Genomic DNA, 13,805 nt, shown 5'->3' on the forward strand with positions numbered 1-13,805 from the left:
TCGACACATGCGCGCGGTGGCATGTGGACGGGTAGGTGACTGGCTCCGCGGGGCCATAAACTGACGCGATGATCTGGCGGAACCGCCCCACGCGCGGCGACGAGACGCAGGGCTACGCGGTGAGCAGGCGCACGGCCGGCCCCGTCGCCGACCCGTCGGTGCCCAGGGGCATGGTCATCGCCGGGGCGTGGTCATGGCGCATCCTGCTGCTCGTCGCGGTGGCGGGTGTGCTGGTCTGGCTGATCACGCAGCTGCGGGTCATCGTCATCCCCTTCCTGGTGGCGCTGCTGATCTCCGCCCTGCTCGTTCCGCTCTCGGGCTGGTTGCAGCGACATGGCTGGCCCAAGTGGCTGGCCGTCGTCTCGGTCCTCGTGGGGTTCCTCGTGGCGGTCTCCGGCCTCGTCGTGCTCGTCGTCCTGCAGATCGTCGACGGCTGGCCGTCGTTGCGCGATCGCTCCATCGCCTCCTACGGCGACTTCAAGGACTTCCTGCTGACCTCGCCGTTGCACCTCACCGAGGCCCAGATCAACGGCTACGTGTCCGATGCGGTCGCGGCCGTCCAGCAAGACAGTCAGCCGCTCGTGCGTGGTGCGCTCTCGGTCGGGTCGACCGCGGGTCACGTGGGGGCCGGACTCGTGCTCGGTCTCTTCGCGACGATCTTCGTGCTCGTGGGCGGGTCCGAGATCTGGCGGTGGGTCGTCAGGCTCTTCCCCCGGGCCTCGCGTCGGGCGGTCGACGGTGCGGGCCGCGCGGGGTGGCTCACCCTGACGAACTTCGTCAAGGTGCAGATCTTCGTCGCGTTCGTCGACGCCGTCGGCATCGGCCTCGGCGCGCTCTTGCTCGGTCTGCCGCTCGTGGCCCCGATCGCGATCGCGGTGTTCCTCGGATCGTTCGTGCCCGTCGTCGGCGCGGTGGCGACCGGGGCCATCGCCGTCGTCATCGCGCTCGTCTACAACGGCTGGGTCGTCGCCCTGCTGATGCTCGCCGTCGTCATCCTCGTGCAACAGATCGAGGGGCACCTCCTGCAGCCGTTCGTCATGGGCAGCGCCGTCAAGGTGCACCCGTTGGCCGTCGTCTTCGCCGTCGCGGGTGGCACCCTGGTCGCGGGCATCCCCGGAGCCCTCTTCGCGGTGCCGTTCGTGGCCGTGCTCAACGTCATGATCACCTACGTCGCGAGGGGCACGTGGCGTGACGAGCCTCGGCCCCTCGAACACGACGTCACTCAAGCCGGAGGTCTCACCGATGTCTGAACGCACCCTGGCCGGTCCCACCCTCGTCGAGATCGAGGAGGCGCGAGAGCGGGTCTCGCAGGTCGTCCGGGTCACCCCGATGGAGACCTCGCAGTACCTCGCGGACGTCCTGGGGTCCCGGGTGCACCTCAAGTGCGAGAACTTGCAGCGCACGGGGTCGTACAAGATCCGTGGCGCCTACAACCGGTTGACGCAGCTGACCGACGACGAGAAGGCGCGCGGGGTCGTCGCCGCCTCGGCCGGCAACCACGCGCAGGGCGTGGCCCTGGCCGCTCGCGAGCTCGGGATCGCCGCCACCATCTTCATGCCCGTGGGCGTCGCTCTGCCCAAGTTGCAGGCGACCCGGCACTACGGGGCCGACGTGGTCCTCCGAGGCCACACGGTCGAGCAATCGCTCCGAGCCGCTCAAGAGTTCGCCGACACGACCGGTGCCGTGTTCATCCCGCCCTTCGACCACGCAGACGTCGTCGCCGGTCAAGGCACCCTGGGGCTCGAGATCCTCGAGCAGGTGCCCGATGTCGACACGGTCATCGTGCCCGTCGGCGGGGGCGGCCTGGCGGCCGGCGTGGCCAGCGCGCTCAAGCAGAGCGCGGCACTCACCGGGCGTGACGTCCGGATCATCGGAGTCCAGGCGGCCAACGCCGCGCCTTACGCCGTCTCGATGAAACTCGGCGTCCGGACCGACATCGACGCGCAGCCCACGATCGCCGACGGCATCGCCGTGGCCAAACCCGGCGTGCTCAACTTCGAGATCATCCGCGACACGGTCGACGAGATCGTCACGGTCAGCGACGACGACACGGCCCGGGCGATGCTCGTCCTGCTCGAGCGCGCGAAACTCGTCGTCGAGGCGGCAGGAGCCGTGGGCATCGCGGCGATCCTCACCGAGCAGGTCCGCGACCTCGGCACGACCGTGGTGATCCTCAGCGGCGGCAACATCGACCCGCTGATGATGGAGCGCGTCATCGGTCGCGGCCTGGCGGCCGCCGCCCGCTACGTCAAACTGCGGATCGGCATGCCCGACCGTCCCGGCCAGCTCACCCGCGTCAGCGAGGTGCTGTCCGATGCCAACGCCAACGTCGTCGAGGTGCTGCACACCCGCCACGGGCGTGGCCTGCAGATCAGCGAGGTCGAACTCGAGCTGAGCGTCGAGACGCGAGGGCCCGACCACGTCGAAGAGGTCCTGCAGCGGCTGCGCGACGCCGGCTACCAGCCCAACGTCGACTTCTGAGCCGGCCCCGCGAGTCGCGACCCAGGCCCGCGTGACCTGACCCGCGCCTCCTGACCTGACCCGCGCCTCCTGACCTGACCCGCGCCTCCTGGTCGGTGCTCTTCTGTGTCGGCAACTCAGCAGAACGACGCTCCGAGCGTGCCGGACGGCTCCTCCTGGCGTCGTCCTCCTGAGTTGCCGACAGCGGCGCCGTCCCCCGGAGGGGCGGGCCCGAGGACGACGAAGGCCCCCGCTCTGGTCGAGCGGGGGCCTTCGTCGACGGGCCGACCTACGGCTGGTAGGTCTCGACGTTCGTGATCGACACCGAGATGTCCTTGCCGTTCGGCGCGGTGTAGCTGGTGGTCGTGCCGACCTTCAGGCCGTTGATGGCCTGACCGAGCGGGCTGGTCTCGCTGTAGACCGAGAGGTCGCTGCCGGCCGCGATGATCTCGCGGTTGCCGAGCAGGAAGGTGCTCTCGTCGCCGGCGATGGTCGCCGTGACGACGGTGCCGGGCCCGACGATGCCGTCGGCCGCCGTCGAGTCGCCGACCGTGGCGTGCTTCAGCAGGTTGATCAGCGTGCGGATGCGCGCCTCCATCTTGCCCTGCTCGTCCTTCGCGGCGTGGTAGCCGCCGTTCTCCTTCAGGTCGCCTTCTTCGCGGGCGGCCTCGATGCGCGATGCGATCTCTCGACGCCCCTCGCCGCTGAGGGTGTCGAGCTCGGCCTGCAGGCGGTCGCGGGCGTCCGTCGTGAGCCAGGTGGTCTCGTTGTCAGTGCTCATGGTGTCTCCGTTTCGTGCGGCGGCCGAACCCGGACGGGCCGACGAGCCGAGGAGGCGCGCTGCCGAGAACCGGGGCGAGGTCGCCCACCGAAAAAAGGAGACCGGCCGAGTGGCCGGTCTCGTCGTGCGATTTGGTGCAGTCTAGGGAAGCCAGCACCGGTAGATCAAGCCCGTGACCGCTCGCTCGGACGTCGCGAGCGAGGTCGTGTAGGTCACCGATCGCCGCTCGGACGCGGGCAGGTGGACGATCTTCCAGCCGACGACCGCGAAGCCGCTGTTCTGTGCCTCGACCGCGCAGTCGACCGCCCTGCCCGTGTCGGCCGTCACGGTGTACTGCACGTCGACGGCCCGATCGGAGGTCACCTGGTAGCCCACGTCGGCGGACTCGAGCTGGGACGAGGTGCCGTCGAACGCGGCGAAGACCACCCAGGCGGCGAAGACGAGGACGAAGGCGACGGCCACCGACAGCCCCACGACCAGGCGCCGACGCCGACCCTGCGGGGAACGGCCGTAGCGGGCGTCGAGGCGCGACGAGGGGGGTGTGACACGGGGCGTGGACGTCACGCGGATCTCCGTCCGATTAAGCTGTCCCCAGGGTAGCAACGTCTGCCCGACACACATTGTGAGGAAGAATTGACCCTGCGCCTGCTGGCGGTCCACGCCCACCCCGACGACGAGTCCAGCAAGGGCTCGGCGACTTACGCCTACTACCGCAGTCTCGGCGTCGACGTCCTCGTCGTGAGCTGCACCGGCGGCGAGCAGGGCTCGATCCTCAACGAGCAGCTCGAGGCCCGGAGCCACGCCGAACGCGACATCGCAGGCCTCCGCGTGCACGAGATGGCTGCGGCTCAGGCGGCCATGGGCATCGACCACCTCTGGTTGGGTTACGCCGACTCGGGGCTGCCTGCCGAGGGCGAGTCGGTCGCCGTGAACTCGTTCGCGACCATCCCGCTCGAGATCAGCGCCGAGCCGCTGGTCGCCGTGATCCGTCGGTTCAAGCCGCAGGTGCTGGTGACCTACGACGAGAACGGCGGGTACCCGCATCCCGACCACATCCGGACGCACGAGATCTCGATGGCCGCCTACCGTGCCGCCTCCGACCCCGAGCGTTACCCGACCGCCGGCGACGCCTGGCAGATCGACAAGGTGTACTACGACCGCATGTTCAGTGCCGGTCGCATCGGCGCGATGATCGCGCACCTGCGCGAGAGCGATCCCGAGTCGCCCCTCATCGACTCGCTGACCGAGATGCTCGCCCGCTTCAGCGACCGTCCCGACCTCGCCACGACGCGTGTGCCGGTCTCCGACTTCTTCCCCGTCCGCGATGCCGCCCTGAGATCCCACGCCAGCCAGGTGCCGCTCGACAGCGCGTTCTTCTTCTGGCCGCACGACCTGCAGGTCGCCGCCTGGCCCACCGAGGACTTCCAGCTGGTCGAGTCGAAGGTCCCGTCCGACCTGCCCGAGGACGACTTGTTCGCCGGGGTCGTCGACCCTGACACGGGCCTCGTGGGGGTGCACCGATGAGCCCCCTCGCCGACTCGGTGTTCACCGTCACGACCCGTCTGCTGGCCCAGCCGCAGACGCCCGACCCGACCCTGCCGCCGTCGACCATCCCCGACGAGGCGGTCACGCCCGGTGTCTGGGGCTTCGTGGCGATCGCGTTCGTCGCGATCGCGACGGTGCTGATCGTCGTCGACATGACCCGTCGGGTCCGCCGCACCCGCTACCGCGGCGAGGTGCGCGAACGCATCCAGGCCGAGCGCGACGAGGCGACCCTGGCCGCCGCGGCACTCGACGACGAAGAGCTGCCCGGCGACGCCGACCGACGTGCCCGTCGCGGCGAGGGCGACCGCGACCGCGACGGCGACGTGGACGACGACGGCGACCGCAGGAGGCGCGAGCGCGACTCGTGACCGGCGCGACCGGCCTCGAGGTGGCGGCCCGCGCCTCCTCGGCCGGGGTGCTCTCGCCCTAGAAGGTGGGCGGGTCCAGGGCCACGAGCAGGATGCCCGTCCAGTGGCAGAGGTACGCCAGCACCGTCATCGTGTGGAAGAGCTCGTGGAACCCGAAGTGCCCCGGCACGGGGTTCGGCTTCTTGATGCCGTAGAACACGGCGCCCGCGATGTAGAGGGCGCCACCGACGAGCACGAGCACCATCATGGCGACGTTCGCCTCGAGTAGGTCGACGACGAAACCCAGGGCGCCGACGCCCAGCAGGACGTAGAGCGGCACGTACAGCCAGCGCGGCGCGTTCAGGAAGAACACCCGGAAGAGGATGCCCAGCACGGCGCCCGTCCAGACGAGGACGAGCAGGGTCACGCCCTTCGAGGGCGGGAGGGCGATCACGGCGATCGGAGTGTAGGTGCCGGCGATCAGCAGGAAAATGTTGGCGTGGTCGAGCCGCTTGAGGAAGCGTTTGGCGTTCGGGCTCCACGGGAAGCGGTGGTAGGTCGCCGAGATGCCGAAGAGCAGCATCGACGTGGTCATGAAGACGGCGCAGGCCCAGGTGGCCGCCACGCCCTGGGCGAGGACCACCAACACGATGCCCGTCGCGATCGCGACCGGGAACGTGCCCGCGTGGATCCACCCACGCCAGGTCGGCTTGCGCTCGATCGAGGAGTAGTCGAGGACGTCGTCGAGCAACGGCAGGTTCGGGATGTCGGGTTCGTCGGCCCGGAGGGTCGCTCGGTCACCGTCGGTGGGGCTGCTCATGGGGCCGAGCCTAAGGGAGCGGCCGAGAAGGGTGGCTGAGAATCGATGGCTCGGTGCAGAGCCGACCGTGGGCTACCGTAGCCCTGTGAAAAAGCGCCGTCCCTCCCCTCTCGCCAGGGGAGTCGTGTACGGCCTCTACCAGAACCGCATCCGTCGCAGCCTCGAAGGCCAAGAGCTGCCGCACCACGTCGCCATGATCGTCGACGGCAACCGCAGGTGGGCCAAGCAGCGCATGCTCGAGACGGCCGCGCACGGTCACCGCGCCGGTGCGGCGAAGATCAGCGAATTCCTCGGCTGGTGCGACGACCTGGGCATCAAGGTCGTCACTCTCTACCTGCTCTCGGCCGACAACCTGGGCAACCGTCAGTCCGACGAGTTGACCGAGCTCTTCGGCATCATCGGCGACGTCGCCGACGAACTCTCGCACCAGCGCGACTGGCGCGTGCAGCACGTCGGTGCGACCGACGACCTGCCGCCGACGCTCTGCTCGGCCCTGCGCGAGGCCCAGGCCCGGACGGCCGACAAGACCGGGCTGCACGTCAACCTCGCCGTCGGGTACGGCGGGCGCCGCGAGATCGCCGACGCAATGCGCAGCATCGTGCGGGCCCACGACGCCGCCGGGGGCACGCTCGACGCCCTGGCCGAGGTGCTCACCCCCGAACTCATCGCCGACCACCTCTACACCGGCGGTCAACCCGACCCCGACCTGGTGATCCGCACGTCGGGCGAGCAGCGGCTGAGCGACTTCATGCTCTGGCAGAGCGCCCACAGCGAGTTCTACTTCGTCGAAGCCTTCTATCCCGACCTGCGCGAGGTCGACTTTCTCCGCGCGGTGCGCGACTTCGCGCTCCGGCACCGCCGTTACGGCAGCTGACGCGGGGGCGACTGCCGTGGCGGCGACCGCCCTGCTGTCGGCAACTCCGGAATTCGGCTGCGCCGCGCCTCCTGACGGGACTCCGGTGAGCCGTTCTGCTGAGTTGCCGACGGGTCGCGCGGTGCCGCGCGCACGCCCGCGTCGATGACGGGACGAGGAGGCGCGGGTCGGCGAACCCCGGACCGCACTACGGTGGACCAGTCACCGCCGCCTAGGAGAACACCGTGAAGACCATCGACGACCTCGCCTCGGGGTTCACCGACGAGCCCGGATACTTCGACTTCGCGAAGTGGGGCCCGATCTCGAGCTCCGTCGCCGACGAGCAGCGCTCGCTGGTCGAGGTGCAGGCGCGGGCTCGTTTCGGGTCCGAGATCGCCTTGACCGAGCAGGCGGGTCGTGTCGGCCGGGCGATCTCGTCGCTCGTCGGCTTCGCGCCGGACCACGTCGTCTTCCAGCCGAACGCGAGCGAGGGGCTCACGCACGCCATGTTCGGTCTGACCGGACAGGTGCTGATGTCGCCGCGGGACTACCCGAGCATGCCGATCGCGGCGGCCCGCTCGGCTGAGGCGCTCCGCGTGCTCGAGCCGGTCTGGATGGATCTCGACCACGACGTCGTGACGCCGGCCGTCGTGCAGCGCCACCTGACCGACGAGGTCACGGCGGTCGCCGTCAGTCTCGTGGACTACCGCACGGGGTACCTCGTGGATCTCGAGGGGATCCGCCAGGTGATCGGTGACCGGTTGCTGATCGTCGATGCGATCCAGGGCTTCGGTGTGGTCGACGCGCCCTACGCCGTGGCCGACGTGGTCGCCTCCGGTGGCCAGAAGTGGGTCCGCGCGGGCTGGGGCACGGGTTTCCTGGCGCTCAGCGACCGCGCCTTGTCCGCTCTGACCCCGGTGTTCAGTGGCGTCGCAGGCAGCGCCGTCACCCTCGGCGGCTGGTACCACGAGCCGCAGCCGACCCTTCCGGGCGCGGCCGCCTTCCAGGTGACCAACCCCGATCCCATCGCCCAGGCCCGCTTCGCGACGGCGCTCGAGGATCTCGCCGACGTGGGGGCGGCCGCCGTCTCGCGCGCCGTCGCCGAGCGGGCCACCCACGTGATCGACCTGGCCGACGAGTTCGCCGTGCGGGTGGTGTCGCCCCGCGACGAGGCGGAGCGCGCCGGCATCGTCGTGCTCGAGCCCTCCCTCGACCAGATGACGACGCTGACAGCGGCACTCATCAACCACGGGGTCACGGCGACGGTGCGCGACACGACCGTCAGGTTGAGCGTGCACGTGTCGACGGGTGACGACTCGTTCGAGATGCTGCGCGGCGCGTTCACCTCGTTCGGCACGAGCGTCTTCTACTAGGGGGCGCGGGCCGTGCCTGGTGCCTCGAGCGGTGACCCGCGATCCTCGACCGGTACCTGAGGGTCGTTCACCTGATCGTGACACGACACGGTCACGTCGATGAGGCAGATGTCGGAGGCGCGTCGTAGGTTCGTCACATCGGGCAAGGCGCCCGATCGAGACGGCCACGAAAGTTCGCCTCGCAACTGCTCCGCGGCCGTCTCTGCCGAAGGTACCCGGGTGCCCAGCCACCCGAGGACGGAGTGGTCGTGACCGCGTCGAACATCACCTCAACCGAACGCAACACCGCAGCAGTCACGAGGGGTGAGCAGACGGTCGCCCAGCGCACCTACGTGCTCGACACCTCGGTGCTGCTGTCCGATCCCCAGGCGCTCTTCCGCTTCGCGGAACACGACGTCGTGCTGCCCGTCGTCGTGGTCAGCGAGCTCGAGGGCAAACGGCACGACCCCGAGCTGGGCTATTTCGCCCGGCAGGCGCTCCGTCTGCTCGACGACCTGCGAGTCAAACACGACCGTCTCGATTTCCCGGTGGCCGTCGGTGACGGGGGGTCGCTGCGTGTCGAGTTGAACCACTCGAACATGTCGGTGCTGCCCTCCGGCCTGCAACTCAACGACGCCGACTCACGCATCCTCGCCGTCGCGTCGAACCTGGCCGCGGACGGGCTGGCCGTCACCGTGGTCTCGAAAGACCTGCCCCTCCGGGTCAAGGCCGCGTCCATCGGTCTGGCCGCCGAAGAGTACCGGGCCGAGCAGGTCGTCGACAGCGGTTACACCGGGCAGACCTCGATCGACGTCTCGAGCGAGCAGATGGCGTCGTTCTACGAGTCCGAGAAGATCTCGAGCCGTGCGCTCGGCGACGTCCCGGTCAACACCGGCGTGGTCGTCCACTCCGATCGGGGTTCGGCGTTGGGGCGGGTGGTCTCCCGTGGCGAGGCACGCCTGGTCCGTGGCGACCGCGACGTCTTCGGGTTGCACGGTCGTTCGGCCGAGCAACGTCTGGCCATCGACCTGCTCCTCGATCCCGAGGTGGGCATCGTGTCGTTGGGCGGAAGCGCCGGTACGGGCAAGTCGGCGCTGGCTCTCTGCGCCGGGCTCGAGGCCGTGCTCGAGAAACAGCAGCACAAGAAGATCATGGTGTTCCGGCCGCTCTATGCCGTCGGCGGTCAAGACCTCGGCTTCTTGCCCGGCGACGCCGGAGAGAAGATGAACCCCTGGGCGCAGGCCGTCTTCGACACCCTGGGGGCGATCGTGTCGCAGAACGTCCTCGACGAGGTGGTCGAGCGCGGCATCCTCGAGGTGCTGCCGCTGACGCACATCCGCGGTCGCTCGCTGCACGACGCGTTCGTGATCGTCGACGAGGCCCAGTCGCTCGAGCGCAACGTGCTGTTGACCGTGCTCAGTCGCATCGGCCAGAACTCGCGCGTGGTTCTGACGCACGACGTGGCGCAGCGGGACAACCTGCGCGTCGGCCGTCACGACGGTGTCGCCTCGGTCATCGAGACGCTCAAGGGCCATCCGCTGTTCGGCCACGTCACGTTGACCCGCTCCGAGCGGTCGGCCATCGCGGCCCTCGTCACCGAGATGCTCGAGTCGAACGACCTGATGTAGCAGGGTCGCAGGAGGCGCGGGTCACCTGGCCCGCGCCTCCTACCCGTCAGCTGTGGCCACGGTCGTCGGTCTCGCGTCTCGTCGGCAACTCCGTCGTTCGGCACGGCCCGAGCGCTTCGAGTCGCCCGTGGTCGCCGTTCTCCGGAGTTGCCGTCACCTCCGGGGGCGCGTCGTGAGCAGCAGCCGCTCGTCACCTGGCCACGGCACGGCACGGCACGGCGCGGCACGGCCCGGACGACGCACCTTCGGACACCATCCGTCGGTCGGCAACTCCGTCGTTCGGCACGGCCCACGGGTGCACGAGGCTGCGGGGGTGGCGTTCTCCGGACTTGCCGGCGGTCCGGGGCCCGCGTGTCACACGACACGCAGTCAGTCGTGCCAGGCACGGGCCGAGCCGGATGCGTCGCCGGTGACTGCGTTCTGCAACGGCCCGTCCCCAACCTGCTGCGGGCGGCCGCCCTCCACCGTGCGGCGTCCGGGCACCACCGAGGAGGCGCGGGCCGCGTCAACCTGTCGTCATGCAGCAGATCGCGACGCACGTCAGGCAAGCCGGCGGGGTTCTCCACAAACAGGACCTCGTCGCTCTCGGGGCATCCGATCGGATGCTCACTGCCGCCGTGAGGTCCGGGCACGTCCATCGGGCCCGTCGTGGCTGGTACACGACCTTCTCACCGGGCGACGCGAGATTCGAGGCGGTGCGGATAGGCGGCAGGTTGACCGGAGCGTCGCTCCTGAACCTGCTCGGGGCGTGGATGTGGACGGCAGCTCCCACGGTCACCGTCGTCGTGCCACCAGGAGCCTCACGCCTGCGCCCGAGGCGTGGTGCGACGGTTCGCTGGCGGGCCGACGGCCGAGTGCCCCCTCGTCCGCTCCACCCATCGGTCCGGCGCCAGCCCGACGACGACGACGAGCACGCCGTCGAGGACGCAGGCCGGGCGGCCTGGGCCGTACCTCTTCGCACAGCTCTCGTGGACGCCGTGGTGGCAGCACCGCTCGACGAGGCGGTGGCCCTGTTGGACTGGGCACTGGTCAGCGGGAACTTCTCGCTCTCGGGTCTGCATGCGGCATTCGCGGCGGCTCCGTCAGATGCCAAGGGTGTCGTCGACTGGGCCGATCCGCTGAGCGAGAGCTTCATCGAGAGCGTCATCAGGGCGACGTTCGTCGGCCTGGGGCACCGTGTCGAGTCCCAGGTGAGGGTCGGCCCGGGTGATCGTCGCCGCATCGACGTCGTCGTGGACGACGTCGTCGCGCTCGAACTCGACGGGCGCCTCGCGCACGCCTACACCTTCGATGCGGATCGATTGAAGGACCTGGCGATCACGATCCAAGGGCGGACCGCCCTTCGAGCGAGCTACGGGATGGTGCGTGATCATCGACCGCTCGTCGTCGAGGCGGTCCACGCGGTGCTCGAAGAAGCCCGTCGACCTCGGCGTCCTCAGCTCGTGCCGCGCGGACGCACCCAGCGTCCCGGTGTCCGACACACACGAGGCCGACGCCCGTGGCATCTGGCTCGACCGGCCCGTCGACACGCGCTCCTCGTGGTTCCACGGGCGGTGTCGTGATCGAGCCGGGCTGGTCGGATGGGGCGGCAGGTCAGGCCCACCTCGGGCACCCGTCCGAGCGCTCCCAGGCTCGTGAAGCCGTCGGAGTGGGCGCATTGACGGCGGTGACGATCGCGGCTGGGGCTGTGGATTCCATGCCGCATGCCAGCCTGCTCGCTGGTGCGGGCACGGGGGTGACCACGCTCCTCGGGTGTCTCGGCGTGGCGGTCGTGACACCGGCCCTGGTCCGTATCGACATCGCCGAACGCCGCCTGCCGAACGTTCTCGTGGCAGTCGCGGCCGGTGCATGGGGTGTGTCGACGGCTCTCCTGGCCGTCGGGGGTGACCCGGCCGCGGCAGCGACGAGCCTGCTCAGCGGGGTGTCCGTCGCCGTGGTCGGGCTCGTGGCTGCCCTGGCAGGCGACCTCGGCATGGGCGACGTCAAACTCGGTGCTGTGCTGAGTGGAGTCGTGTCGCCGATCGGTCCGATGGCTTTTCTCGTGTTCTGGGGTCTCGCAGGGGCTCTGGCGGTCGGGGTGGCCGGTGCCGGGTCGATCCGGTCGAGACGGGGGCAGTCACCGCCGCCGTCGGACCCTCCACCGACAGGTCCGCCACGGTCGGATCGGCGACCGATCGTCCGAGACGTGCCGTTCGGGCCGTGCCTCCTCGCGGCGTTCTGGTGGGTCGTGGCCAGCCACCTGGTCGATGCCGGATTCGAGGCCGTCCTGATGGCGCCGTGACGTCTGCGCTGTGGCCCCTTCGACGCGGGACGAGGCGTCGAGATGCCCGGACGTCGAGATGACGAGACCACGAGACCCCGAGACCCCGAGACCCCGAGACCACGAGACGTCGCGACCTCGGGGTGTGGAGACGCCGAGGAGGCGCGCTCCCGTCGATGACGGACGCGCGCCTCCTCGGGGTTCGCCACCAGGGCGATGCCCTCGTCGCGACAGGCCGGCGGGGGGCTCAGCCCGGGGGGCTCAGCCCGGGTGGCTCAGCCCGGGTGGGTCATGCTGAGGACGTCGAGCGCGGTGTCGAGCTGCTGCTCGGTGACCTCGCCCCGTTCGACGAAGCCGAGGTCGACGACGGCCTCGCGGACGGTGAGCTTCTGCGCGACCGCGTGCTTGGCTACCTTGGCCGCCGCTTCGTAGCCGATGACCCGGTTGAGCGGCGTCACGATCGAGGGGGACGACTCGGCCAGGGCGCGGGCGTGCTCGACGTTGGCCTCGAGCCCGTCGATCGTCTTGTCGGCGAGGGCCCGGGTGGCGTTCGAGAGCAGTCGGATCGACTCGAGCAACGCCGTGCCCATCACGGGGATCGCGACGTTGAGCTCGAATGCACCGGACGCACCGGCCCAGGCGATCGTGGCGTCGTTGCCGATCACCCGTGCCGAGACCATGAGCACGGCCTCGGGGATGACCGGGTTGACCTTGCCGGGCATGATCGACGAGCCGGGCTGAAGGTCGGGGATGTGCAGTTCGCCGAGACCGGCGTTGGGCCCCGAGCCCATCCACCGGATGTCGTTGTTGATCTTGGTGAGGCTCACGGCGAGCACCCGGAGGGCACCGGAGGCCTCGACCAGGGCGTCGCGGGCCCCCTGCGCCTCGAAGTGGTCGAGAGCCTCGGTGACGGGCAGGCCGCTGTCGTCCGCGAGAGCGGAGATGACCCGCTGGGGGAAGCCCAGGGGTGTGTTGATGCCGGTGCCCGTGGCCGTTCCGCCCAGGGGGACCTCGGCCACGCGGGGCAGGGCACCCTGGACGCGCTCGATCGCCAGGCGGATCTGCCGTGCATAGCCGCCGAACTCTTGACCGAGCGTGACCGGGGTGGCATCCATGAGGTGTGTACGGCCCGCCTTCACGACCTCAGACCAGGCGGAGGCCTTCGTCTCGAGGGCGAGAGCCAGGTGCTCGAGCGCGGGTACCAGGTCGTGCAGGAGCGCACCCGTCACGGCGACGTGGACCGACGTCGGGAAGACGTCGTTGGACGACTGGGAGGCGTTGACGTGGTCGTTGGGGTGGACCGCGACGCCGTCGACGGTCCCGGCGAGGGTGGCGAGCACCTCGTTCATGTTCATGTTCGACGAGGTGCCGCTGCCGGTCTGGTAGACGTCGACGGGGAACTGGTCGTGGTGGCTGCCGCCGATGATCTGGTCGGCGGCCGAGACGATCGCGTCGGCGACGGGTTGCCCGATGATGCCCATCTCGCCGTTCACCAGGGCGGCGGCCCGCTTGATGCGCGCCAGTGCGACGATCTGCGCGGGCTCGAGCCCGGCACCGCTGATGGGGAAGTTCTCGACGGCACGTTGCGTCTGGGCGCGGTAGAGCGCCGACGCGGGCACGCGCACCTCACCCATGGTGTCGTGCTCGATGCGGTAGTCGGTCTCGGATGTGGTCACGACGTCGTGGTCCTTTCCTCGGGCCCTGCCGGGCTGCTGCGCCCGTCGAGGGCGCGGGGCGTCGGAGCGTGCGCCCCGACTCG

13 protein-coding genes are annotated in these 13,805 nt (G+C 70.0%); 9 read left to right on the top strand and 4 right to left on the bottom strand.

All coding sequences use genetic code 11. From position 1 onward, the window contains the following. The first annotated feature begins 68 nt into the window (after positions 1 to 68). Both HRF36_RS10720 and ilvA read left to right on the top strand, forming a co-directional pair. Positions 69 to 1,250 carry an AI-2E family transporter gene (locus HRF36_RS10720; RefSeq protein ID WP_173209618.1) on the top strand — a complete coding sequence of 394 codons (1,182 nt, stop codon included), beginning with the start codon at positions 69 to 71 and terminating at the stop codon, positions 1,248 to 1,250. After that, a complete protein-coding gene (gene ilvA / locus HRF36_RS10725; RefSeq protein ID WP_173209620.1) occupies positions 1,243 to 2,481 on the top strand; it encodes a threonine ammonia-lyase in 1,239 nt (412 codons plus the stop codon). The genes HRF36_RS10720 and ilvA overlap by 8 nt, the downstream gene beginning before the upstream one ends. 268 nt (positions 2,482 to 2,749) lie before the next feature. Here ilvA and greA read toward each other — a convergent pair whose 3' ends face one another. Together greA and HRF36_RS10735 are read right to left on the bottom strand one after the other, a co-directional pair. Beyond that, positions 2,750 to 3,241 carry a transcription elongation factor GreA gene (gene greA, locus HRF36_RS10730; RefSeq protein ID WP_056048805.1) on the bottom strand — a complete coding sequence of 164 codons (492 nt, stop codon included), beginning with the start codon at positions 3,239 to 3,241 and terminating at the stop codon, positions 2,750 to 2,752. A 141-nt stretch (positions 3,242 to 3,382) separates the two neighbouring features. Next, entirely contained in the window at positions 3,383 to 3,805 is a 423-nt protein-coding gene (locus HRF36_RS10735) for a DUF4307 domain-containing protein (protein ID WP_173209622.1), read from the bottom strand. A gap of 69 nt (positions 3,806 to 3,874) precedes the next feature. Here HRF36_RS10735 and mca point away from each other — a divergent pair, with 69 nt between their 5' ends. Continuing rightward, positions 3,875 to 4,765 carry a mycothiol conjugate amidase Mca gene (mca, locus tag HRF36_RS10740; RefSeq protein WP_173209624.1) on the top strand — a complete coding sequence of 297 codons (891 nt, stop codon included), beginning with the start codon at positions 3,875 to 3,877 and terminating at the stop codon, positions 4,763 to 4,765. After that, on the top strand, positions 4,762 to 5,154 hold the full coding sequence (locus HRF36_RS10745; protein WP_173209626.1) for a hypothetical protein: 393 nt from the start codon (positions 4,762 to 4,764) through the stop codon (positions 5,152 to 5,154). Before mca ends, HRF36_RS10745 begins: the two co-directional genes overlap by 4 nt. A 58-nt stretch (positions 5,155 to 5,212) precedes the next feature. On the opposite strand, the gene HRF36_RS10750 is transcribed toward HRF36_RS10745, so the two are convergent. Beyond that, positions 5,213 to 5,953 (bottom strand): hemolysin III family protein, encoded by a 741-nt coding sequence (locus tag HRF36_RS10750; protein ID WP_173209628.1) that lies wholly within the window; start codon positions 5,951 to 5,953, stop codon positions 5,213 to 5,215. Positions 5,954 to 6,038: 85 nt separating this feature from the next. Here HRF36_RS10750 and HRF36_RS10755 point away from each other — a divergent pair, with 85 nt between their 5' ends. From HRF36_RS10755 to HRF36_RS10775, 5 genes are all read left to right on the top strand, one after another. Then, positions 6,039 to 6,827, top strand: coding sequence for an isoprenyl transferase (locus HRF36_RS10755; RefSeq protein WP_371740112.1), 789 nt, complete (start codon positions 6,039 to 6,041; stop codon positions 6,825 to 6,827). A gap of 224 nt (positions 6,828 to 7,051) precedes the next feature. Then, complete coding sequence (locus tag HRF36_RS10760; RefSeq protein WP_173209632.1) at positions 7,052 to 8,179, top strand: aminotransferase class V-fold PLP-dependent enzyme; 1,128 nt, start codon at positions 7,052 to 7,054, stop codon at positions 8,177 to 8,179. Between the two features lie 263 nt (positions 8,180 to 8,442). Continuing rightward, on the top strand, positions 8,443 to 9,786 hold the full coding sequence (locus HRF36_RS10765; RefSeq protein WP_371740142.1) for a PhoH family protein: 1,344 nt from the start codon (positions 8,443 to 8,445) through the stop codon (positions 9,784 to 9,786). Between the two features lie 980 nt (positions 9,787 to 10,766). Continuing rightward, positions 10,767 to 11,348 (top strand): hypothetical protein, encoded by a 582-nt coding sequence (locus HRF36_RS10770; protein ID WP_173209636.1) that lies wholly within the window; start codon positions 10,767 to 10,769, stop codon positions 11,346 to 11,348. A gap of 134 nt (positions 11,349 to 11,482) precedes the next feature. Further along, positions 11,483 to 12,067, top strand: a complete 585-nt coding sequence (locus HRF36_RS10775) for a prepilin peptidase (RefSeq protein ID WP_173209638.1) — start codon at positions 11,483 to 11,485, stop codon at positions 12,065 to 12,067. 254 nt (positions 12,068 to 12,321) lie between these two features. Here HRF36_RS10775 and HRF36_RS10780 read toward each other — a convergent pair whose 3' ends face one another. Further along, the gene (locus HRF36_RS10780) at positions 12,322 to 13,722 is read right to left on the bottom strand and encodes a class II fumarate hydratase (RefSeq protein WP_371740113.1); all 1,401 of its coding nucleotides are present in this window, start codon (positions 13,720 to 13,722) and stop codon (positions 12,322 to 12,324) included. Positions 13,723 to 13,805: the final 83 nt, after the last annotated feature.

The sequence above is a fragment of the Frigoribacterium sp. VKM Ac-2836 genome, assembly GCF_013248995.1.
Classification (GTDB): domain Bacteria; phylum Actinomycetota; class Actinomycetes; order Actinomycetales; family Microbacteriaceae; genus Frigoribacterium.

Excerpts from the sequence above, each read along its gene's own strand:
- HRF36_RS10745 (WP_173209626.1), top strand. The coding sequence starts at position 4,762 with ATGAGCCCCCTCGCCGACTCGGTGTTCACCGTCACGACCCGTCTGCTG.
- ilvA (WP_173209620.1), top strand. The coding sequence starts at position 1,243 with ATGTCTGAACGCACCCTGGCCGGTCCCACCCTCGTCGAGATCGAGGAG.
- HRF36_RS10775 (WP_173209638.1), top strand. The coding sequence starts at position 11,483 with ATGCCGCATGCCAGCCTGCTCGCTGGTGCGGGCACGGGGGTGACCACG.
- greA (WP_056048805.1), bottom strand. The coding sequence starts at position 3,241 with ATGAGCACTGACAACGAGACCACCTGGCTCACGACGGACGCCCGCGAC.
- HRF36_RS10720 (WP_173209618.1), top strand. The coding sequence starts at position 69 with ATGATCTGGCGGAACCGCCCCACGCGCGGCGACGAGACGCAGGGCTAC.
- HRF36_RS10750 (WP_173209628.1), bottom strand. The coding sequence starts at position 5,953 with ATGAGCAGCCCCACCGACGGTGACCGAGCGACCCTCCGGGCCGACGAA.